Source organism: Calothrix sp. FACHB-168 (genome assembly GCF_963889195.1).
Classification (GTDB): Bacteria; Cyanobacteriota; Cyanobacteriia; order Cyanobacteriales; family Nostocaceae; genus Aulosira; species Aulosira anomala_A.
The window spans coordinates 1-23,850 of sequence record NZ_CAWPNJ010000068.1; the positions used below are offsets into that span (position 1 = coordinate 1).

Here is a 23,850-nt window from a genome sequence, read left to right on the forward strand (position 1 = left end):
GTCTTCTTCAGTAGTTAGTATTATTCTTAACGCGCTAGGCATCATTTATCACTTAATTTCCGACTCTATCTATCTTACGTTTTTTTTGGTTGACCTACTTAACAGCCTGATAACTTCCTTGGGTTTCGCCTTCAAGCTGATTGAATGCGATCGCCAAATGCTGTTAACTTCAATTGTGGAAAAGTGCGATCGTACTTTCCCAACTTGTCATGCTTTTGTTTCATTCCCCATTCTCTAATTCAAAGGTTAAACCGCGATAGATTTGCTCAATGGGGAAATTGAGGTTAATGCTTTTAAGTTCGATGGTATCCCCTGCTTTGTAGTTGATAATTAACCAATCGCCTGCATCGTTTTTATGATACAAGTCGATTTCGATGCTAGTAGAACTGACTAGTAGGTAATCAATTAAAGCTGGGTTTTGGCGGTACATTCGGAATTTTCCGCCTCTGTCGTAGGCTTCGGTGCTAGCGGAGAGAACTTCGACAATCAGACAGGGGTAGGTAATATATTGAGTTGTGGTTTTATCGCGATCGTCGCAGGTAACGCTGGCATCTGGGTAAGTATAATTATTACTACCAAAAATATTGACTTTGATATCAGAATTTCCAGTAATGCAAGCTGTATTTTCTAAATGACTGTCGAACATAGCGGTAAAACGGATGGCAATACGACCGTGATTGACGCTACCGCCGCTCATGGCGTAAACTTTACCATCGATGTATTCGTGTTTTTCCAGTTGGGTAGCTTCCCAAGCAAAGTAATCATCCGGGGTGAGGTTGTCTCTGGTTGCGATCATAGTGAGTAAACTGCTGGGTTGATACCGAATAAGGTAAAAGTAAAAAGTTAAAAGGCAAAAGAAAGAGTGCTGGTACTGAGCAAATAAATTTATTTATAGAACGAAATAAAACATTTATTTCCAGATCTGTAGGGAGCATCCCAATTTTGACGCAATACCCTAGAAGGGTATTGCTATACCAACAAAGCCTGCCTTCGCAGGCTAAAAGTTTGATAGCCTGCGAAGGCAGGCTTCGTATTTCTAGCCCCACCCTTATAGGGTGAGGGCGTTTTTGCACATTTGGGATGCTCCTGATCTGTAGGGGCGGGTTCAACCAGATAGTCTCTGGGTAGTAAGGATATTGGTAAACCCGCCCCTACTTTATTTATGGGGATTATCTTTTTACTTCTTAATCGCACACTTTCATCAAAGATCAGGATTTGCTTAATTGATTTGCGAGTTGATTTTTTGAAGTAACTGTTCAACACGCTCAACCATTTCTTTGTTTTCCTGCGCTTGAAACAATGCTTTGGCTTTATTGAGATGAACGACAGCTTCATCTCGTTGCTGTTGTCTATTGAGAGTGATGCCCAAATTATAATAAGCGAACCCTGAGTTAGGATCTAAACTAATAGCTTTTTTATATTGCGCGATCGCTTCTTGGGGTTTACCTAAATCATCCAAAGTATTGCCCAAACCCGTGTAAGCTCGGCTATGATTGGGTTCTAGGCGAATGGTTTCTGTATACTCAGCAGCAGCTTCTGGTAATTTACCCCCCTCATATAAAGCTCTAGCTAAATCATAGTGAGCTTCTGCATATTTAGGATCGAGACTGATAGCTTTTTTGTATTGCGCGATCGCAGCTTCAGTTTTACCTTGAGTGTACAGCACATTTCCTAATAAGTTATATCCTAAAGCCTGTTGCGGTTCCAGGCGAATAGCTGCTTGATACTCTTCTATCGCTGCTTCCAGCTTACCTAAATCTTGGTACGCACTACCTAAATAATAACGAGCAGGTGTATATTTAGGATTGAGGCTAATGGCTTTTTTGTATTGCGCGATCGCTTCTTCTGCTTTACCTTGAGCGTATAAAGCATTACCCAATTTTGCATAAGTTGGCGCATAGTTGGGTTCTAGGCGAATAGTTTCCGTATATTCACTAATAGCTGCGTCTAATTTACCTTGTTCGTAATAAGCAATTCCTAAGCGATAGTGAGCTTCAGGATACTTAGGTTCAAGTTTCATCGCCGTTTGATAATGAGCGATCGCTTCTGGGATTTTACCTTGATCGTACAAAGCATTACCTAAAGCCGTATACCCTAGCGGACTTTTGGGTTCTAGGCGAATCACCGTCTCAAACTCAACGATTGCTGCGGCTAATTTATCTTGATAGTAAAAAGCATTACCTAACTTATAATGAGCTTCGGCATTTGTCGGTGAGATAGCGATCGCCTTTTGATATTCTGCAATCGCATCATCTAGGCGATTAAGCCTGGTGAAAGTTAACCCCAAATGCAAGTATGCATCAGGATCTTTAGGATTAATACTAATTGCTTGACGATAACTCGCGATCGCTTCTTGGGGTTTACCTTGATCGTCAAGGGTATTCCCTAAACCAATATAAGCCTGTGCATAGTTAGGTTCAATTTCAATCGCTTTCCGAAAAGCCGCTTCAGCACCTTTTAAATCGCCTTGTGTATAGAGATTAATCCCCTGTTCAAAACTCGCGATCGCTTTTTTATTTTGAGTCGTTCCTACTTGAGATAAATTCAGTAATTTTGGAGAATCTGGGCTAGTATTTGTTGCCCAAGCAACATTAGCCTGAGTCAAACATAAACCAATAATCGCCGCAGGTAGCAGAGTTTGAATTTTGAGCATAGTTGCTAATATACCTATTATCTTTAGTTAAGGAGTCGTGTAAAAATAAGTTGAACAATTTAATATTTGTAGTGCGGGCATCTTGCCCGCGCGAGCAAGATGCTCGCACTACTTATTTTTACTTGATGCCTAAGCTGACCTGAGTAATTTGCAAATCATTTCATAATTTAATTTTTTCTACAATATCAATAGCAGATATTTTGATTTATTTAATTAAATATTAATTTTTATAGCAATTCTCAATGATTCCTTAATTAGCACAAATACTAAGGGAACTCCAAAAAATAAATTATGCCAAATTGTAGGGGCGGGGTAACCCATACGTGTCAACTTAAACTAAAAGCTATACGGCGCGTGTTGTACAAAAACCCTCGCGCCCTCATCCCCTAACCCCGTCTCCAGGGAGAAGGGGAATTGAATCTCTTGCTCCCCTCTCCCTCAGGGAGAGGGGCTGGGGGTGAGGGTAAAACCTTTGCACAAAGCGGTTTTGCTGCTAAGTTGACACCAATGGGGGTTACCCCGCCCCTACGAGTTGCGGGTTTTCTCAGCGAATATTATTACTTTAATTTCGCGTTCATCTTGGCTAAAAGCTGAGTAATTTTCTCAGCCTTTTCTGGTTGACGCTGCTTCTGTAATAACTCTTTCGCTTGTTGCAGATTATCTATCGCTGCTTGGCGCTGTTCTTGTTGCATTAGCACATTAGCTAACCGCAAGTATCCTTGAGGATTTTTCGGACTGTGACTAATTGCATCTTCATAACATGCTTTCGCTTCTGCAATGTTACCTTGCTCTCTTAAAACATCTCCTAACAGCAAGCGTACCATATCATTAGTAGAATTCTGCGCCATAACTTGGCGAAAAGCCGCTTCTGCACCTTGATAATCTTGCTGTTGATAAAGATTGACACCCTTTTGAAATAAATTAGAAGTCAGCAAAGTTTTGACAGCAAAATAAATCAGAAAAGCGATACTAGAAACTACTGCAACAATCGCCAAAACATCAGTTACGTGAAAGGTTTCTTGCATTGTTCTAAGCCAAAAGACAGGCGATAGGGAAAATCAAATACTCAATGAAAAACAGTTTCCAGATGAATTGGTAGAATTGGGTAATTGCTCGTTTTTCTTGTGTCTCTACGGCTAAACTGCGTACCCACATCAAACACAGCACTACTAAATGGGTAATGACTAAGAAAACAGGATTAACTTCAGCTAAACGTAACACCCCGACTAAAATCATCCCTAAATAGCAAGTAGTCAATACCCAAAGCGCTAAATTAAAGACTGCTTTCGGCCCTAGTTGAATAGTCAAGGTAGTGATATTGTATAAGCGATCGCCTTCCATATCGGGGATATCTTTAAAAATAGCGATCGCAAAAGTAAACACCAAAATAAACACCGTCAGCACCCAGACTGTGCCAGGAATCGAGAGGTTTTGCTGTAACAACCAGCTAAAATGCAAAAACAAGCCTAAATTAACAATCGTTCCCCGTACAGAAAAAATACAAACAGCTGCCCAAAAAGGAAAGCGTTTTAAGCGCATTGGTGGTAAAGAATAAGCCGTACCAATAGCTAAACTAATCGCTACCATTCCGAATAAAAAAGGGCCGTTAAACAAAGCAATTACTAATGCGAAAATCCCAGTAATCGCCACAATTAATTTGCCTTGGGTAATCGAAAAAGCCCCGGAAGCTAGAGGAAGATGTGGCTTATTAATCTTGTCAATCTCAATATCTTCCAGTTGATTTAGCCCCACAATATAAACATTGCCACAGAAACAAGCCAGCCAAGCTCCGAAAATATGTGTGAAGAAAAAATTACCATTATTACCAGCAGCGATCGCAATTAAATACAAAGCGAAGACACTTAAACTGGTACCAATAATTGTGTGTGGGCGGGAAAACTGCCAAAAAGCATAAAGCCAGCGACCCCACACCCCAAAAGCCTTTTGTCCAGAAAACAGATTCATTATTTATTCCCACACAACAACCCAAACCGAATCAACCCGCGTTGATAACCGCTACGCATTAAACCTAGTGACAGCGCGCCGACAATCGTTGTCCAGCCAGCAGTTAATAAACCCCAAATCGCCTGAGGAGTAAACGCCGAATCAATGACAAAATCCCAAAATGGCGCGACAGCCATTGACCAATCAGCCGTGCGGATATTTTGTAAGGGGAGTTGATCCGCGATCGCTTTATACTCTGGTAAGGAAATCACATAAGGTAAACAATATACCCGGTAAATTTCCTGCAAATGTTTTTGTTCATCAGCAGTCAACGGCGAGTTATCAATTGGGCGATGACACCAAGTCACCATAATTAACTTACCGCCCGGTTTGAGTACTCGGTAGCACTCTTGCAGAAACTTGGTTTTATCCGGCATGTGTTCGCCACTTTCCAAAGACCACACCAAGTCAAAACTATTGTCTGCAAAGGGCATTTCTAGGGCATTAGCCACGAGAAACTGACTGCGATCGCTCAAATTTAACTCTTGTGCCCGTTCAGTGGCTCTAGCGGCTTGTACGGGGCTGAGAGTAATTCCTGTCGCCCTAGCTTGAAACTTCTCAGCCAGGTATAAAGAACTACCACCAATCCCACAACCTACATCTAAAATGTTTGCCGCCGTTTCCACCTCTGCCCAATTCAGCAATTCTTCAATTAAATCAATTTGCGCCTGACGACGGTCTTTTTTATGCGTCCCATTCGGCCCATAGTAGCCGTGATGCATGTGTTCGCCCCAAATGTCTTCCCAAAGACCGGAGGAGGAATCGTAAAACTGCTGAATTTGTTGGTAAATTGTTGCACTCATGAAGTAAGCAGTGTTAAGACGAAACAGAATTTAAATCAACATATTCGTAGGCTACCATGTGTGTTTTTAATTGAATAAGGGTGTTTTTGATTTTTGCTAGGTTAAACCCCATGCATACCCCCTTAACAAAATTTATGAATCTTACCCCGGTATGACTGTTGCCCGTACAATTTGTTTAGGCTTTTTAGCTGTCATCGCTGTAGGAACTCTCCTACTGATGCTGCCTTTTTCAACTGCTAGCGGTCAGTGGAATGACCCAATTGTCGCCATATTTACCTCAACATCCGCAGTTTGTGTAACTGGTTTATCGGTAGTCGATCCGGGCACATATTTTTCCTTTTGGGGTCAGTTTTTTATCGCCCTATTAGCGCAAATTGGTGGTTTAGGCTACATGACTACCACCACCTTTTTGATTTTGCTGATTGGGCGCAAATTTGACTTGCGAGACAAAATCGCTATTCAACAAGCCTTAGACCGAACTGGAATTAGTGGTAGCGCCCAGGTAATTCGCTCAATTATTGCTACTACCCTCATTTTTGAAATTACGGGAGTGTTTTTATTACTACCAGCATTCGTTCCCGATCATGGTTGGGATAAAGGATTGTGGCTAGCAATTTTCCATAGTATTAATGCTTGGAATAATGCTGGTTTTAGCCTGTTTAAAGATAACTTAATTGGCTATCAGTCATCTTTTCTGGTCGTCTTCACAATTACAACATTAATTATCTTTGGGGGGATTGGTTATCAAGTAATTTTAGAAATGTACCTGTGGTTACGCGATCGCTTCTTTAGAAAAACAGCCTGTCAAATCTTATCCCTAGATTTTAAAGTCGCAACTAGCACCACATTATTACTTCTGTTTATTGGGACGATCGCCTTTCTCTCTATCGAGTTTAGAAATCCTCAAACCTTTGGCGGGTTTAATTTACGCGATCAGTTTTTATTAGCTTGGTTTCAATCTGTGACACCAAGAACTGCTGGATTTAACACAATTGATATTGGTAAAATGACCACTGCTGGTTTATTTATCACCATTGCGCTGATGTTTATTGGTGCTAGTCCTGGCGGTACTGGTGGCGGGATAAAAACTACAACATTGAGAATCCTTACCAGTTGTACTCAATCAATTCTCCAAGGGAAAGAAGAAGTATTATTATATGAACGAAAAATAGCAATCAACCTGATTTTAAAAGCTGTCGGTGTGTTAGTTGGCTCTGTAGGGATGGTAATTTTATCTACAGTTTTAATTTCCCTCACCGATCCCAAATTGGATTTTATCCAAATTCTTTTTGAAGTAGTATCAGCCTTTGCTACAGTCGGACTTTCCACAGGAATTACAGGAACAGTCTCCACATCTGCCAAACTGATATTAATTCTGACTATGTATGTAGGAAGAGTTGGCGTTCTCTTGTTGATGTCTGCTATCCTTGGCGATCCGCGCCCTACCCGCATTCACTACCCCGAAGAAAACCTGTTAGTCGGATAATGAAAATCAATCTCGCCATCGATAAATCCCCATAAAACCTCAGAAATAACCTGATAAAATTTACACTGATAGACCAAAATATTTTGGCGATATTGTTGGATCTCAGTGTAATTTTTGCCCTAAACCCAGGGAGCGCTATTTAAGGATAAAACTTGTGAACCTGTCAGCATTAAGCTTTTTTCGCAGTTTACGTAGAGATAACCATCAATTTGCAGTGATTGGTTTAGGTCGTTTTGGTCGCTCTGTCTGTTCTACACTGCATAAATTAGGTTACGATGTCCTAGCTACAGATGTTGATGAAAAGCGCGTATCTGAAGCATTGACAGAGCAGATGGTTGGTCATGCTTTACAATTAGATTCTACAGAATCTGCCGCCCTCAAAGAAGCCGGAATTTTTGAATTTGATACTGTTATTGTTGCTATTGGTAACTATATTCAAGAAAGTATCATTACCACATTAAATGTCAAAGAAGGCGGCGTTCCCCATGTCGTAGCTAAAGCTTCTAGTGAAGTTCACCGCAAATTATTAAAACGAGTGGGAGCAGATCATGTAGTATTTCCAGAATACGAAGCAGGTTGTGCTTTAGCACGCACCCTCACTAAACCATCAATATTAGAGCGCTTTGACCTCGACCCCGATAATAGTATTGTTGAAGTGATTGTTCCTGATGAATTTCATGGAAAAACTATCACCGAATTGCAACTGCGTAACCGCTATGGGTTGAATTTATTAGCTGTGAGTCATGATGGTAAATTTCTCATTAATCCCGAACCGAATAAGCGCTTAGAAAGGGGTACAGCAATGGTAGTGATTGGCCATAATAAAGATATTAATCGCCTACCTATTTAATCTTGAGTTACAGCGAGCGATCGCATCAAGAATTACTAGTACAGCAAGGCGCAAACGCCCGGATTATAATTCTTTTGACTTTTGACTTTTGACTTTTGACTTCCGCATGGGGGAACCGGGAATTACAGCCAGGAATCTCCCCCTCGATCCCTCCACATTTCCAGCCTATAACCGTAATTTCCGCAATAGTTTAAGCTTTGTAACAAATGTAAGCGTTTATTAAGCGGTTGCTGAAAAGAGTTTTGAGCAACTTTTGCCCATCCTCAGATTTTCCACATTTTTACAATTTAGAATCTAATCTTTTTATTTATATCTATTAAATTTAGGTTGAATTTATTCAATAATATCTACAACCATATTTTATCTAAGATACTCAGATTTTCCTCATCTTTTCACCATAGACTGATAATTGTCAGGAAATTCAGTCACTAAAAGATAGATTTACCATAATTAAATGGCAGCAACACATTTTCATTCATTCTTGTTAGTAACAAAAAAAAATATCATGGTTTTTACGGAAGACTTACTAAGTTATACAATGTATATTTTTAATTAAACTAAGCATCGTATACAAATATTTTCCGGTGATTGATGAGTGCGATTGTTGATATACCCAGACAAACCACTCATAGCTATTGGCAAAATAGTTTTGCATATCTGCTGTCATAAAACTTGAGGTCAATAACTCATTAATCCCTCAAACATGTATTCCTAAGGCTTATCGCTTTAGGTTATTTTAACTGAGCAATTTCTCACTGCATTGCCAAAAAAAATCCTGCTTGCGATCGCAGGACTAGTTTTGATTGAATATATACACTTCCATCATGCCAAAAAAACAGAGATTTATCAAACATTCTTCCAGTTTCTCTCGCGCACTGGTTGCAACAGCATTATTAAGCAATGGGGTTTTCCAGTTTGTTGCGCCAGTCTTAGCAGAAGGAACCGCAGCAGGACAGTCAATCAGCAACACCGCGACTGCGACTTACGAAGATCCTAACGATTCAACTACCACCATTAATGCTACATCCAACACTGTAACAGTAATAGTAGCGGAAGTTACGGGTATTAACATACTAGCAAAGCCTATAACCGATACCACAGGTGGTACAGTCCAAGTTGGCGATTTATTAATTTACAACTTCACCATTACCAACACAGGTAACGACCCCACCACATTCCGCATACCTAACGCAGCCACAGTTACAGGCCCTGGAACAGTTTCAGGAATATTGCCGAACGGTGGTACTACTTCTGGCGCACTGCAATTCAGTACGGATAATGGTACAACTTGGGTAAACTTGAGTGGTACTGAAGCGTTTACACCTTCAATCAACCCAAATGGTACTGTATTAGTACGCGTTCCCGTGACAGTAACTAATGCTGCTGTACCTGGTCAAACTATTGATGTCACATTAGGTGATACTTCAAACAATACTATTAACACCCAAAATCAACAAAACGTCCTTCTACAACCAACAGGAACAATTGGTGCTAAGGACGTATATACGAAGGACAACCTCGATAGTCCTGTAATACTTGGCGAAGCAGTAGGCGTAATACCAATTGAACAAGAAAAAGAAGCAGCCGCAACTGGTACAGCAAATGTCGGTAATAAAGATTATGCTTTGGCAACCTTATTGAAAACACTCAATACTCACAACAATAACAGTACACCGAGCATTGTTACTGATGATATTGTTACCTATGGCTTGAGTTTAAATGTTGCTAACACTGCTCCTGCAGGTACGAATATCACACCAGCGGACTTGAAAGGTATTGAGAACATCGACGTTGATGGCACTGCTGGTACATACATCTTAATATCTGATGCAATTCCTAAAGGTACGGATCTAAATGCAGTCCCCACCACAACTAATGGTACTAATTGGGAAGCTGTTTATACTACTGAGGCAGTTACAATAAACGCTAATGCAGCGAAATGGAAACGCTTCTCTACAAATCCTCTAACAACTGCGACTGAACTAGCAACTGCCACTCGTGTAGGTTTCATTAACAAAGCACCTCTAACCTCTATTGCACCTGGCACAACTGTAACTGGATTCTCTATAACAGTTAAAGTCGAGTCAACAGCTACCGCACCTCTAAATATTGCTAACATTGCGCAATTGTTTGGGGGTACTAATACTTCAAATACTCCAGGAACATTACCTGTTTACGAAGAATCTGGAGACAATCAACCCAGTAACTATGATGGTACTGTGTTCCCTGGAACTGATAGCAATGGTGACGGTGTTCCTGATACTATGCCCACAGCTGTGGTTGAAGATGGTTATATAGATGACTCAACTGATCTAACCAACACAGGTACAGATACTAATAATGATAATACTGGTACTGGGTCGCTTGGTGAAGCTAATGTTTTGATAATTAATACATCTAGCCTGCTCAATGGCCCCAATGGTCAACCAGGAGCTTTAGGCCCTACCAATAATAACAATACGGACTTTACCAACAAGTCTTCTGCTGTTCCTCCCAATACAGCACCCGGTACCAAAATCGATCCATCTGCAGTGACATTTACTAACACCTTTACTAACGGTGGTAGTAGTGACGATACAGTGACTTTAGTACCTACACCACCAGCAGTAGCAGGAGATTTACCGGCTGATACGAAAGTAACTATTACTTATGCTACTCAAACAGCTATCTACACTTACAATGGTACATCGTTTAGTCTCACAAATGGTACAGCAATTTCTATTCCTAGCGTTGCTCCTAATACACCAACTAACTATAGTGTCAGCGTTGACTTGCCAGCAGATACTGCACTCTCTACAGACACAGGTAAAGGTTATCCTGTACCTATTACCGCTACTATTGGTGGCACTACCAGCAACATTACTATTGACAGAGTGTACACAGGTTTCTTGAAACTGGTGAAACTGTCTCGGGTTTTAGATGCTAATGGAAATAACTTAACAGGAGACAGAGCAGGTCAAAGTGATTTTGAAACTACACCAGTAGTTGGTAGTGGAAGTCCAATACCTAGAACTCCTTTACCTGGAGAAATTATTGAGTATCAAATCCGTTACAAGAATATTGCGGCGGAAGATAATACTAATGGAGCTAATAATGGGCTTCTCAATGTTAGCAAATTAGTAATTACTGAAGATGGCACTTTAAGCACCGCTCCTAATGATGGTAAAAATAACTGGGCGAAAGATAATGATGGCAATGGTATTATTGATACGAGTAACATTGTCGGTTCTGCTGTTGATTCTGCGCCCGGAGATGTAGATATTACTTATTTCAGTGGTTCTACAGGTGCTAGTTCTGCTTCAGATATAACTGGCACAACACCAGCTACTGATGTTACCAAATATGTGAATACTTTGAAAACTACAGTCCAAATTGCTCCTGGTGTACAAAGAACCTTTACTTTCCGACGGAAGGTGAACTAGGAAGAAATTGTAGGTTGAGTTAAGCGACAGTGCAACCCAACAAAATACCCATAATGTTGAGTTTCTTTCCGCCAATTCAACCTACACAGATACGTTGAAATCAGAATTTTTGAAATTAAAGCAGGTATTATTCATGAAAGGTTTTTCTCTGGCTACTATTGGTGCAGTTGCTATCGTTGCAGTAGCACCATTTATTACACAGTCACTAGTATTAACACCATTGTGGCAGTCCAGTAGTGCGATCGCGCAAAATGCCACAAAATCACAAATTCAGTTGCGCTTAGAAGCAGAAAAAAAACTAGTGCAACAAGATAGCCAAGGTAAACAAACAGTTACATGGCAAGCTTTACAAGGTAAAGTTGTTGTCCAACCGGGCGATGTACTGCGTTATACAGTCACAGGTGGTAATAATGGCGATAAAGCCGTCAAGAACCTCACCATCAATCAACCAATTCCCCAAGGAATGGTGTATGTACTAAAATCTGCTACCGTCAATGATAAACAAGGTGCAAAGATTACCTACAGCATTGATAGTGGACGCAGCTTTGTCGAAGAACCAACAATCAAAGTCACCCTTGCTAATGGTAAACAAGAAACTCGTCCAGCACCAGCCACCGCTTACACTCATATCCGTTGGAAATTTGGCTCATCTGTAGCAGCTAAAGAGACAGTTAAAGGTACTTATCAAGTACAAGTGCGTTAACGAGATGGGAAATTTTAGGGCGTTGCATCAATTGCAACTATGCGTGAGCCTTTAATCGTTTGATTCAGCAACGCCGATTCCTACTTTTAGCAATATTAAATTTTTTCATATTTTTGCTGACTTTATTTCTTGTAATCATTAATAACAAATAATCAATGGCAAATAACCAAGTACTAATTACTTACTTCAATTCAACAGGAGAAAAATTCAGTGCGCCGTCAAAGTTTGCAGCATCAGATTTCTGATGGTGGCTGGTTTAAGCGGTTAGCGATAACCATCTTAGCAGGAAGTTTCTTACAAGCCCCAGTACCTGTTTTTGCACAAATTAATAATGAGACTACGCCGATAGCAATCAATAACCAAGCTACATATACTTATACAGATCAAGATAATCAATCTACGTTTCAAGGCAGTTCTAGTCTCGTTGAAAATATTTCTACCTCTAGACAATTAATTGACCCATTAGGCAGAATCCTTGGTTGTGGTGGGCAAAAATTACCTAATTATCAAGGATTTTCTGTAGCTTTATATGAACCCTTAGCTAGCGATCCGCTAGGTACAGAACTAGGACAATTAGTATCGTTAACCAGAACAGAAATACCGGATATTCCTAATAATAATATTTCTAAAGGCATTAACCCAAATGCTGACAATGTTAACCCCTTTTCGCTGACAGATGCGACTGAGGGATATTACAACTTCTTATTCGATCAAGATAAGGGACAAGCCGATCAAGGTAAAACTTATATTTTGGTAGTCAATCCACCTGCCAACTCTATTTATACGCAAAGACGCATTAAATTAACAATTGTTAGTAACTCTGGTGAAGGTAGTAATAGGCTGGTTCAATATACAGCTACTTCTCTCGATGGTTTACCAATCAGCGTTCAAGGTACAACCCAGCTCAGTGATACGGTTTTAATCTCCGATGCTGAACGCATTGGACTAGATTTATTACCGATGCAACTGGATTTAGGTATGTGTCAAACACAACAGTTGCAAATTATTAAAACAGCCGATCGCGCTGCTGCTGAACCTGGAGATACGGTAATTTATCGTCTATCCCTGAAAAATGTTGCTGACAGTACATTAGATAATATAGTAGTTAATGATACTTTGCCTTTGGGCTTCAAATTTCTGCCGCAATCGGTGCGGGGTGAAACTAATGGTCAAGCAATCACCTTTACCGCCGAAACTAGTGGATCGGAAATTATTCTGCGGACTACAGAAGCGATCGCACCTGGTAGCATTATCAATATAGCCTACGCTACCCAACTGACACCTGATGCGGTGCGCGGTTCTGGGCGCAATTCAGCAATTGTTAACGCCCAACGCATAGATAACGATTTCGCTGTCAAAGATGGGCCAGCTACTCACTCTTTAAAAATTCGGCCGGGAATCGTCTCTGATTGCGGTACGATTATCGGTCGGGTTTTCGTAGACAAAAACTTTGATGGCGAACAACAACCAGGCGAACCCGGCGTACCAAATGCAGTGATTTTCCTAGAAGATGGGAATCGCATCACCACAGATCCCAATGGTTTGTTTTCTCTCGCCAACGTTTTACCAGGAAACCATACAGGCGTTCTCGATTTGAGTAGTCTTCCTGGCTATACCCTTGCACCTAATGTCCGCTTCCGCGAACGCAATAGCCAATCTCGGTTAGTGCGTTTAGAACCTGGTGGTATGGTACGCATGAACTTTGCAGTCACTCCCACCTTTAACTCAGAGGTGAAGAAATGAAAACCAGACTGCACCATACCCATCTTGTCAATTTGCAATTAATCGCGGCTGTAGCTGGGACTGTAAGTGTAATTTTGTATCCTGTCATTGGTAGAGCAGAAAATACTGCGGTTATTCAAGAACAACAGAACTTTAGGGACGAAGAAATATCCTCTTTAGTCACAAACAAGTTAGAGGTTGAAGACAGCACCAAGTCTGAAGAGAAACAACTATCAGCTAACTTTGCGAGTTTGTCCGAGGACTTAAACCGTTGCAACACCAAGGTGACATCAGAAATTACAGAGCAAAAAACCTCTTCCCTCTGTTCGCCATCCGCAACAGAAGCCGTTGGGATACAACCGTTTCAACCAGCAGCTGATATTCAATTATCTAAAGGTTTACAGCAAGTAACATCCGATCAACAATTACCTACTGGTAGCATACAACCATTTCAACCAGCCTCTGACATTCAATTATCTAGAGGTTTACAGCAAGTAGCATCTGATAAGGAAAATTTATCTGCTACTGCTGGTATCCAACCCTTCCAAACAACATCTGATATTAAGTTACCTAGAGGCTTAGAAAAAATCGCCAATGGGACACAAACATCTACACCAGATATAACTAACAGCGTTAAAATCCTCACTCCCACACCTGATGAAATACTTGATGTGGCAGCTACTACAGTAATTCTCGAATTTTCTGAAGGAGCCAAAGTAGAATTACGAGTCAATGGACAGTTAGCAGATCCTTCACAAATTGGACGTACAGCTACTGATTCCGCAACTAAATTAGTTACGCAGACATGGTATGGGGTTTCTTTAAAGGAAGGGGAAAATACCATTACTGCTCAAATTGTCGGTTCAACTGCACCGGCTGTAAGTAGACGAGTGATGGTGCGGGGAACACCTACACAAATAAAATTAGAAACTGTAGAGGCGCGGATTCCCGCAGATGGGCGTTCTACAGCTACAATCAAAGGAAGGCTGTTAGATGCCAATAACAACCCTTCTAAATGGGATACTGTTGTTACTTTAGCCGCCAATGCTGGGGAGTTTATCGGTGCAGATTTTAAACCCGATCAACCAGGATTTCAGGTAGAGGTGAAGCAAGGAGAATTTACAGCCAAGCTGAAATCTAGTTTAAATGCTCAAACAGTAACTATTAAAGCTAATGCTAATCAGTTAGAAGCTTTTACAAGCTTACAATTTGAAACCGCTTTGCGTCCAAGTATTTTGACTGGGGTAGTGGATTTGCGCTTCGGGGCTAGAGGTACGAATTATTACGGTAGTTTCCGTGATTTTCTCCCCCCAGATAAAGACAACAGTACTCAGTTAGATTTTCACTCAGCAGTATTTGCTACAGGTGCGATCGGTGAATGGTTGTTTACTGGCGCATACAATAGTTCTCGCACTCTCAACGAAGACTGCAACTGCGATAATCGCCTATTTCGCAGTAACCAATTCAGCGAACAAAACTATCCTGTATATGGCGATAGTTCGAGAGTAGAGGTAGTTACACCCTCTATTGATAGCCTATTTCTACGTTTAGAGCGTTCTCCAAAGATTCCTGGTGCTAGCCCCGATTATGCGATGTGGGGTGACTACAATACTGAGGAATTTGCCCGTTCATCACAGCAATTTACAGCAATTACTCGTCAACTCCACGGTTTTAAAGCCAATTACAATTTAGGGAATTTCCAATTTACTGGGTTCTACGGTAACAATTTAGAGGGTTTTCAACGGGATACCATTGCTCCTGATGGTACTAGCGGTTATTATTTCCTGTCTCGCCGCATCTTGCTACCAGGAAGCGAAAATGTCTTTTTAGAATTAGAAGAATTGAATCGTCCGGGTACTGTTTTACAACGCCAGCAGTTAAACCGAGGCCCAGACTACGAAATCGACTACGATCGCGGAACTTTATTGTTCCGTCAACCAATTCTGCGTACAGATGTTGATGAATATGGTCAGGTTTTAGTGCGGCGGATTGTTGTTACCTATCAATACGATAGCAAGGACTCCAACAGCAATATCTATGCAGCGCGTTTGCAATATAACTTTTCTCGTAACTTTAACAGTGAAAGTTGGATAGGCGCAACCTATATTAGAGAAAATCAAGGGGTGCGTAGTTTTGAACTCTACGGTGCAGATGCCATTATTAGTTTGGGTTCTCAGGGTAAGGTAATCGCTGAATATGCCCATTCCAGTAATGACTCGGATGTCATGGGTAAAGTTAATGGTGCAGCTTATCGTGTAGAGGCTGAAGGACAGATTTTACCAGGTATTCAAGGTCGTGCTTATTATCGGTTTGCCGATACTGGCTTTGCTAATAATGCCACGATTAGCTTTGTTCCCGGTCAAACTCGCTATGGTGCGCAAGTTACAGGTAAAGTTTCCTCAACTACAAATGTGCGATTGCAATATGACCATGAAGATAATTTTGGCATTGCACCCCAACCTTTAGATACCTTTGAAGAATTATTTTCACCCCGTGCGCAAGCAGTTCCCGGAAGTAAGGTTGATAACTCCTTAACGACAATTTCCGCCGGAATTCAACAAAAGTTCGGTACTGTTACTGCTGATGTGGAATGGATTCATCGCAACCGGGAAGATAGAATGGCTACAAATAATCTCCGTAGTAATTCTGACCAACTGCGATCGCGTCTGACTATCCCCATAGCCAAAAACCTGACTTTCCAAGCGCAAAATGAACTAACTTTATCTGCCTCTAAAGATGCGGTCTATCCAGACCGGACAATTTTTGGTTTGAATTGGGCTGTCCTTCCTGGGATTAATGTTAGCCTCGCACAACAATTTTACAGTGGCGGTCAACTTTCTGGTAACTCTATTACTAGCCTCAGTGTTAACGGGGAACACAAACTCGGTAGAGATACCACCATCACTGGTCGTTACTCAATTTTGGGCGGTGCTAACGAAATCACTACCCAAGGCGCAATTGGTTTGAATAATCGCTGGACTATTGCTCCTGGTTTGCGGTTAAATTTGGCTTACGAACATGTATTTGGTAGTTTCTTCCAACGCACTGGCGCAGGTCAGCAATTTGCCCAACCTTTCGCCCCTGGTCAAAGCGCTTCTTCCATTGGATTTGATGGTGGCGATAGTTACAGTGTTGGACTAGAATACAGTGATAACCCTGATTTTCAAGCCAGCGCCCGCTACGAACATCGTAGTTCCTCTGGTGGTTCTAATACCGTCATCTCAGCAGCAGCTACGGGGAAAATTTCTCCATCTCTGACAGCTTTGGTACGTTATCAACAAGCAAATTCTGCTAATCAACGGCTGACAGGATTAGGAGATACAGTCAACCTGAAGGTGGGTTTAGCTTACCGCGACCCCAACGACGATAAATTTAACGCCCTTTTGCGTTATGAATATCGGCAAAATCCCGCAACTACTCCTGATACCATCCTTTTAGGAAGCGGTACTGGTTCAGAAGACCATACCTTTGCAGTAGAAGCTATTTATGCACCTAACTGGCAATGGGAATTTTATGGTAAATATGCCCTGCGTCAAAGTACTTCTTACCTAGCTAACGATTTAGTTGGTACGAATACAGTAAATCTGGCACAATTTCGCGCTACCTATCGCCTGGGATACAGCATGGATTTAGTGGGTGAGGCGCGGGTAATTAATCAATCTACTTACACCGAAACAGGTTTTGTAATTGAAGCGGGTTATTATCTTAGTCCTAACTTGCGTTTGGCGGCTGGCTACGTGTTTGGTAGAGTCGATGACCGCGATTTTTCCGGTACTCGTTCCGCAGGTGGCGCTTATTTGGGTTTAACACTCAAACTCAACGAATTATTTGATGGTTTTGGACAGCAAAAAATTGCACCACCCCAGCAACAAGAATCTGTGGTGCAACGATTGAAAAAAAATTCAACATTAGGAAATATCAAGACAAAAATGCTGTAGTATTGTCTATTTTTCAGATTTTAGATGAAAAGTTAAATATATGAAGGTTTTTTCTAAATTAATCAATTTTTATCGGTCTGTATTCGGGAATGAAATTCTGACTACGGCTATTTTAGTATTGACATTGGCAGAAATCGCTGTAAGTCAGTCTCCCCTACCTTCTATCAGAGTAGTGGTAAATAGCAACCAAGATGGGGCGATAAAGGCTGATGATGTAGTGACTTTACGAGAAGCGATCGCACTTGTTAATGGTACCTTGTCAATTGAGCAGTTGAGCGATCGCGAAAAAACTCAGGTGCAAAGCCTTGGTAATAATTTATCCTCCCGCATTGAGTTTAATTTACCACCTCAAGAAAGAGCGATCGCACTCCAAGAATTATTACCACCTCTAGCTAGTCCTGGTTTGCTAATAGATGGCACTACACAACCAGGATATGATGAGGCTAAATCACCCGTTGTCGCCATTACGCCTAATAAAAATGCAGATATCATCCGTGGTTTTACTGTAATTGCTGATGGGGTGACTATTCGCGGCTTAAGTATCTATGGATTTAATGCTCGTCATGGCGCTACTGCGAGTCTCCCCCCCGCAGATATTTTTATTGCACCACTTTCGGAAGTTTTCGAGAATAAAAAGTATCAAAATCTCTCCTCTACACCGCCGAAAGATGTGGTTATTGAAAATAACTGGCTGGGTATAGCACCAGATGCAAGTATTCCTACTAAAACCTCGGCTTTTGGCGTATCTGTGTTTAACAGTCTGGGAACAATCATCCAAAATAATCGCATTGCCCATCATGATGGTAGCGGTATTATTACCTCAGTACGAGCAGAAAATTTACAAGTTAAAAACAACATTATTTCTCACAATGGCTTGGCAGGAATGCCCGATGCCATTCGTTTAGAAGGTATAATTAACAACGCTCAAATTACTGCTAACTCCATTCAATTTAATGCTGGCAGTGGCCTGTACTTATTTAAACCAGAAGGGGCAGTAAAAATTCGCAATAACACCATCAGTAATAACGGTCAGCAGTTGCAACGAGCCGCAATTTACCTGATGGGGAAGGGACATGAAGTGGTGAATAACAAAATCACCGATCAGCCAGGGACAGGGGTAACAATCGCCGCTTATCCCCAAAGCCAAGGTAACAAAATTCAAAATAACCAATTTGCCAAACTACAGGGACTAAGCATTGACTTGGTAAGTCAGCAAAATGTGGGTGTTATTGACTACCAACAAGGCGATGGGGTAAATCCAGTCCATGACAGCTATCAACGTCACCGTCAGGCGGGTAACTTTGGCATTGATGCTCCCAAATTTCTCAGTCGGGAGTTTTTTATTTTACAAGATGAGTCAGTAACCCTGGATGGTTTAGCGGTTCCTGATTCTGTCGTGGAAATTTATAAAGTCAGTGAAGTCAATAGCAATATAGGCACATTAAACGAAGCGATCGCCACAGTAAATACCAATAGCGATGGTAGATTCTCTGTGAAATTGGGAAACCTAAAGAACGGAGAACGGTTAAGTGCGATCGCAATTCATCCCCAGTATGGAACATCTGAACCAGCAGATCTAGCCCTGATTCGCTCCCTCAAAGCCATATCTCCTACAACTACTCAGTAATTGATGTAGCCTCTACCTCTGTTCTTTCCGGTTAAGATTTTCCCTCTCGATTGATTAGGCGTGAGGTATAAATTACATCAGTTTCACGATAGCAGTATTTATATGTATATATAAAGTTCTAAAAAAGACATATATGAAAATTACTCGCCAACATAAGTGGAGACTATTAAAAATATTTGCCCGTCAAAGACGCGATCGCTGTTGGCGGTTCTTATTTACCACTTTCATGGCTTTTATCTTCACAATTAACTTTAGTGGTATTTATTTGTGGTTTATTCCCTTAGCACGTTCCGAAGGTATTCACCAAGCTACTAGTCAACTTGGAGGCGCTGCTACTGGTAATGGATTAAATGTATATCTATTTGAAACTACTTACAATAATGCTAGCTTTGTTGCACCCCCACATGATCGTCCAGTGCTTATCAATGCTGAAGCAGGAGAAGTAATCAATATCTCCCTGTGTACGTCAGCCCCTGGTAATACTGCTGATGTGGAAATTTTCGGCCCAGCAGGGACAGGTACCGCATCACCATCCGGTCTTGGTTTTGGTAATGAAATTAACTACAACAATGCCACACTTGTACCTAGTAGGGGTGGGGGTACTGTCGTTGGCGGACTAACTAATACTGCGACTGCAGGTAGTAACTTTAGTTCTATTCGGATCACCACAGGAAATGCTCGAACTGCAACTCAAACAACAGCAGCTATCTGTACTGCGGATGTGGGTAGTGGTACTAAAGTTGCTTATCCTAATGGCGCATTAACTAATGCCATTAAGATTCAAATCCCCGCCGGTGGAGCAGGCACTTATGAAATCCGTTTCAATGATAGTAATGCGACTGCGGATAATGCTGCACTCACCTATTGGGATTTTACCGTTACCCCCAACACAACTACTAACCCCGATCCCAAATCAACTTTAGGGCGAGTTTGGGCACCAGCTTGGGCATTTAATGCAGGAAATTCTTTCGCTAACGCCGGATCTTATGATGGGGATTTTTATGTCAGAACTCCTGGTGGGCGACCTAGTACAGAATATATTTGGAAACTAGACTTAAATCAATTTGCTCCCCAAAGACACGATATTATTGCCAATGGCATTGGTCTGAATCCACCTTACTCACGGTATAGCGCCCCAGGGCCTAGTAGTACCCCTGCTGCTAACCCTGCTTTGGGTTCTCCGCCACGTAACCGTAATTTTCCGATTTATCTGTCCTATCCTACAGCAATGTCATTTTCGCCTTTGTTACCTGAACCTGTGTCACCAAACATATTAAACTTTAGATTTATTGATTCATCAGGAGAAGACAATACCATTACCCCTAATCCAGCCACCGCTAGTATTCAAGATACAGGTAGCTTTGAATTTACAACTGATGTAGATGGAACTTATGAACTCACTATAGATACTAATAAAAATGGAGTGTTTGGGGCTGGCGATAAAGTTTTCTTTGGCACAATAAGTGCTAACGTTCTCAAACAAGTTACTTGGAATGGAACTGATGCCAATGGTACTGCTCTTCCTGTTGGTACTTATCCAGTTAAACTGCAAATCCGAATTGGTGAATATCACTTCGTTGCCTTTGACTCAGAAACTAGTGGTGGAACTTCAAGTGGTACTCTAGGAGGAGGCAATGGATTAACAATTTGGAAAGCAACTGGATCGTCAAGCACAAGTCCCACTCAAGTTTACTGGGACGATCAAACTTACTTAAGTGCTCAAAATGGTAAGTCTAACCTTCCCAACGGCGGAACATCAGGAACTGTTGATGGACGACACACTTGGGGGAATTTTGCATCTGGTTCTATCGGAGATACGCGCTTCATGGATACTTGGGTGTTTGGCTCTTCCCAACAGTTAGTGAATACAGCCATCATTGCTGATGTTGATGATAATGACTTTGGTGATGCTCCTGATACCTACGGTACAAATCAAACCAATAGCAGTGGCGAAGGAATCGGAGCCAGTCAGATATTGAGTACTAATATATTTTTAGGTACTATTGCTACTGATAAAGATACGGATGGTCAACCGAATGTCAATGCTGATGGTGACGATGTTCTGACTAGTGATGATGAAGATGGTGTCACTAGTTTTAATACCTTAGTAAATAATGCTACTAACTACACTGTCACAATCAAGGTAAAAAATACCTCTGGCGCTAATGCTTACTTAGGTGGTTGGATTGACTTTAATCGCAATGGTACATTTGAAGCAAGTGAAGGTTTAGTACAAACTATAGCTACTGGAACTAATGGAGATGTCAACCTCAACTGGACAGGGTTAAGTGGCTTAGTTACAGGAACTACTTATGCTCGGTTTCGGATTAATAACGATCCTCTCACTACCAGCGATTTTATCGGTGGCGGTAGAAATGGGGAGGTAGAAGATTACAGACTTAGTATTATTCCCAACATTGATTATGGGGATGCACCGGATACAGGAACGGGTACAGGCGCAGGGAACTATCAAACCACTAGTAGTGATAGTGGAGCCAGCCATGCAATTATTAATACTTTAAAACTAGGTACTAATGTTGCCGACGCTGATGACGGCACATTACAAAATGCTAGCGCCACGGCTGATGATACCACAGGTACAGATGATGAAGATGGTGTTACATTCCCCAATACTTTAACCACAAACAGTACTAGCTACTCAGCAACTGTCAACGTCACCAATACTACTGGGAGTGCGGCTAAGTTAGTGGGTTGGATTGACTTGAATAAAAATGGTCAATTTGAAGCTACTGAAGGTGTGGTGCAATCTATTCCTAACAACGCGAGTCCCCAAAATGTCACTCTCAACTGGACGGGTATATCTGGATTAACAGTCGGAAATACCTATGCTCGTTTTCGCTTGAGTGATAGTGCTAGTTTAACGACTTCTACCCCTAACGGTGCGGTGGGTAATGGCGAAGTGGAAGATTATCAACTGACTATTACTAATATTGACTATGGGGATGCACCGGATACAGGAACGGGTACAGGCGCAGGGAACTATCAAACCACTAGTAGTGATGGCGGAGCCAGTCATACAATTATTAATACCTTAAAACTAGGTACTAATGTTGCCGATGCTGATGATGGTACATTACAAAATGCTAGCGCCACGGCTGATGATACTACAGCTACAGATGATGAAGATGGTGTTACTTTCTCCACTACTTTAACCACAAATAGCACTAGCTACTCAGCAACTGTTAACGTCACCAATACAACCGGGAGTGAAGCTAAGTTAGTTGGTTGGATTGACTTGAATAAAAATGGTCAATTTGAAGCTACTGAAGGTGTGGCGCAATCCATTCCCAATAATGCGAGTCCGCAAAATGTCACTCTCAACTGGACGAGTATTACTGGATTAACAGTCGGAAATACCTATGCTCGTTTTCGCTTGAGTGATAGTGCTAGTTTAACGACTTCTACCCCTAACGGTGCGGTGGGTAATGGCGAAGTGGAAGATTATCAACTCAGTATTCAGGTGAGCAATCCTAACGTACTTTTGGTAAAAAGAATCACCAAAATTAATAATGCAACTACTACCAATGGTGGGGATAACTTAGCAGCTTATATTAATGAAGCAGGTAATCCCTATGATGACAATACCTTGGATAACCCAACCCCACCAGCCAAGCCAGATACAGATAAATGGCCTGACCCCAACACTTTATTGATTGGTGGTGTCAATGGTGGCAAAATCATTCCTGGGGATGAAATTGAATATACGATTTACTTCCTGTCTGGAGGAAATGTTACAGCCAAGAATGCTCTGTTCTGCGATTTAGTCCCAGCAAATACTACCTTTAACCCGACTGCTTTCAACACAGGTGTAACTCCCGATCCCAGTGGTTCAGGCGATCGCGGTATTGCGATCAATTTCAATGGCAGTATCAAAGCTTACAGTAATGCTGATGATGGAGATATTGCTCAATACTTCCTTCCTGGGGTCGAACCAACTACAAAATACCCGAAAATTGACTGTGATGGCGACCCCAATACCACAATCCCCAATACAAACGGTGCTGTGGTTGTTAATTTAGGTGATGTGCCAAATGCAACCGCACCTGGAACACCTACTAATTCTTATGGTTTTGTTCGGTTCCGCGCCCAGGTGAATTAAGCTTTCATTAATTACTTAATTTATGCGATCGCTCCTCCATCTCAAGAAGCGATCGCATATTTATTGCGCTTTGTGTGTCAGATGTCAGTAGGGGCAGGTTTATTTGGTTCTTTGTGAATAAATCAAGATATCGGTGAACCCGCCCCTACAAAACTCCGATCCGTGGGTGGAATTTTTATTAAGATTTAATTTTTTCAGAAAAAATACAGCAAAATACAGAGATTTATCTATATTCCAAATCAGAAATTAGTAAGTTTTACAAACTATTTAATCAACTTATTCACTAAATATTTTGGCGTTTTTGACTATTCATCTGAAAAGCTTACCCAAACTGATAAATTCAGACTTTTGCTAGAAGTGCAATCAATATTTCTATCCTGCGTTAGATATGCTATTCAAACTGTGGAGAGATGCTGACAATGCCTGAATTCCACGATTCTGAAAGCTACAGACGTGATTGTTTTCCCAATAAATAGAAAAATTCTGCTCGTGTAATTCTTAATTTCCCCAAATTTAAGCTTA

14 protein-coding genes are annotated in these 23,850 nt (G+C 41.3%); 9 read left to right on the plus strand and 5 right to left on the minus strand.

The features are described 5' to 3' along the window. On the plus strand, window positions 1-238 hold a 238-nt coding region (locus AACW45_RS32475), incomplete at its 5' end, for a hypothetical protein (RefSeq protein WP_206758489.1). Here AACW45_RS32475 and AACW45_RS32480 read toward each other — a convergent pair. The 5 genes from AACW45_RS32480 to AACW45_RS32500 all read right to left on the minus strand — a co-directional run bounded on the left by AACW45_RS32480 (window position 221) and on the right by AACW45_RS32500 (window position 5,460). Then, entirely contained in the window at window positions 221-796 is a 576-nt protein-coding gene (locus tag AACW45_RS32480) for a Uma2 family endonuclease (RefSeq protein WP_190637198.1), read from the minus strand. The genes AACW45_RS32475 and AACW45_RS32480 overlap by 18 nt on opposite strands. A 423-nt stretch (window positions 797-1,219) precedes the next feature. Next, the gene (locus AACW45_RS32485; protein ID WP_190637200.1) at window positions 1,220-2,653 is read right to left on the minus strand and encodes a tetratricopeptide repeat protein; all 1,434 of its coding nucleotides are present in this window, start codon (window positions 2,651-2,653) and stop codon (window positions 1,220-1,222) included. A 557-nt stretch (window positions 2,654-3,210) separates the two neighbouring features. Then, entirely contained in the window at window positions 3,211-3,678 is a 468-nt protein-coding gene (locus tag AACW45_RS32490; RefSeq protein ID WP_190541515.1) for a tetratricopeptide repeat protein, read from the minus strand. Window positions 3,679-3,682: 4 nt separating this feature from the next. Next, a complete protein-coding gene (locus AACW45_RS32495) occupies window positions 3,683-4,618 on the minus strand; it encodes a homogentisate phytyltransferase (protein ID WP_190637203.1) in 936 nt (311 codons plus the stop codon). Then, the gene (locus tag AACW45_RS32500) at window positions 4,618-5,460 is read right to left on the minus strand and encodes a methyltransferase domain-containing protein (protein WP_190637205.1); all 843 of its coding nucleotides are present in this window, start codon (window positions 5,458-5,460) and stop codon (window positions 4,618-4,620) included. The genes AACW45_RS32495 and AACW45_RS32500 overlap by 1 nt, the downstream gene beginning before the upstream one ends. Window positions 5,461-5,611: 151 nt before the next feature. Between AACW45_RS32500 and AACW45_RS32505 the strand changes: the two genes are divergently transcribed. The 8 genes from AACW45_RS32505 to AACW45_RS32540 all read left to right on the plus strand — a co-directional run bounded on the left by AACW45_RS32505 (window position 5,612) and on the right by AACW45_RS32540 (window position 23,328). Then, a complete protein-coding gene (locus tag AACW45_RS32505; protein WP_190637207.1) occupies window positions 5,612-6,946 on the plus strand; it encodes a TrkH family potassium uptake protein in 1,335 nt (444 codons plus the stop codon). Between the two features lie 154 nt (window positions 6,947-7,100). Next, window positions 7,101-7,796 (plus strand): NAD-binding protein, encoded by a 696-nt coding sequence (locus AACW45_RS32510; RefSeq protein ID WP_190637209.1) that lies wholly within the window; start codon window positions 7,101-7,103, stop codon window positions 7,794-7,796. A gap of 824 nt (window positions 7,797-8,620) precedes the next feature. Beyond that, window positions 8,621-11,218 (plus strand): beta strand repeat-containing protein, encoded by a 2,598-nt coding sequence (locus AACW45_RS32515; RefSeq protein ID WP_190637211.1) that lies wholly within the window; start codon window positions 8,621-8,623, stop codon window positions 11,216-11,218. 133 nt (window positions 11,219-11,351) lie between these two features. Further along, window positions 11,352-11,921 (plus strand): DUF11 domain-containing protein, encoded by a 570-nt coding sequence (locus AACW45_RS32520; RefSeq protein WP_190637213.1) that lies wholly within the window; start codon window positions 11,352-11,354, stop codon window positions 11,919-11,921. Between the two features lie 210 nt (window positions 11,922-12,131). Next, window positions 12,132-13,664 (plus strand): DUF11 domain-containing protein, encoded by a 1,533-nt coding sequence (locus tag AACW45_RS32525; protein WP_190637216.1) that lies wholly within the window; start codon window positions 12,132-12,134, stop codon window positions 13,662-13,664. Further along, window positions 13,661-17,581, plus strand: coding sequence for an Ig-like domain-containing protein (locus AACW45_RS32530; protein WP_190637218.1), 3,921 nt, complete (start codon window positions 13,661-13,663; stop codon window positions 17,579-17,581). The genes AACW45_RS32525 and AACW45_RS32530 overlap by 4 nt, the downstream gene beginning before the upstream one ends. A 40-nt stretch (window positions 17,582-17,621) precedes the next feature. After that, window positions 17,622-19,208: a right-handed parallel beta-helix repeat-containing protein gene (locus AACW45_RS32535; RefSeq protein WP_190637220.1), complete on the plus strand. Its 1,587-nt coding sequence runs from the start codon at window positions 17,622-17,624 to the stop codon at window positions 19,206-19,208. A 133-nt stretch (window positions 19,209-19,341) separates the two neighbouring features. Beyond that, a complete protein-coding gene (locus tag AACW45_RS32540; RefSeq protein WP_242045808.1) occupies window positions 19,342-23,328 on the plus strand; it encodes a beta strand repeat-containing protein in 3,987 nt (1,328 codons plus the stop codon). The last annotated feature ends 522 nt before the right edge of the window (window positions 23,329-23,850 follow it).

Bases quoted from the DNA above. Each gene is read 5' to 3' on its own strand.
- AACW45_RS32490 (WP_190541515.1), bottom strand. From the start codon at position 3,678: ATGCAAGAAACCTTTCACGTAACTGATGTTTTGGCGATTGTTGCAGTA.
- AACW45_RS32540 (WP_242045808.1), top strand. From the start codon at position 19,342: ATGAAAATTACTCGCCAACATAAGTGGAGACTATTAAAAATATTTGCC.
- AACW45_RS32515 (WP_190637211.1), top strand. From the start codon at position 8,621: ATGCCAAAAAAACAGAGATTTATCAAACATTCTTCCAGTTTCTCTCGC.
- AACW45_RS32520 (WP_190637213.1), top strand. From the start codon at position 11,352: ATGAAAGGTTTTTCTCTGGCTACTATTGGTGCAGTTGCTATCGTTGCA.
- AACW45_RS32505 (WP_190637207.1), top strand. From the start codon at position 5,612: ATGACTGTTGCCCGTACAATTTGTTTAGGCTTTTTAGCTGTCATCGCT.
- AACW45_RS32500 (WP_190637205.1), bottom strand. From the start codon at position 5,460: ATGAGTGCAACAATTTACCAACAAATTCAGCAGTTTTACGATTCCTCC.
- AACW45_RS32480 (WP_190637198.1), bottom strand. From the start codon at position 796: ATGATCGCAACCAGAGACAACCTCACCCCGGATGATTACTTTGCTTGG.
- AACW45_RS32535 (WP_190637220.1), top strand. From the start codon at position 17,622: ATGAAGGTTTTTTCTAAATTAATCAATTTTTATCGGTCTGTATTCGGG.
- AACW45_RS32495 (WP_190637203.1), bottom strand. From the start codon at position 4,618: ATGAATCTGTTTTCTGGACAAAAGGCTTTTGGGGTGTGGGGTCGCTGG.
- AACW45_RS32530 (WP_190637218.1), top strand. From the start codon at position 13,661: ATGAAAACCAGACTGCACCATACCCATCTTGTCAATTTGCAATTAATC.
- AACW45_RS32485 (WP_190637200.1), bottom strand. From the start codon at position 2,653: ATGCTCAAAATTCAAACTCTGCTACCTGCGGCGATTATTGGTTTATGT.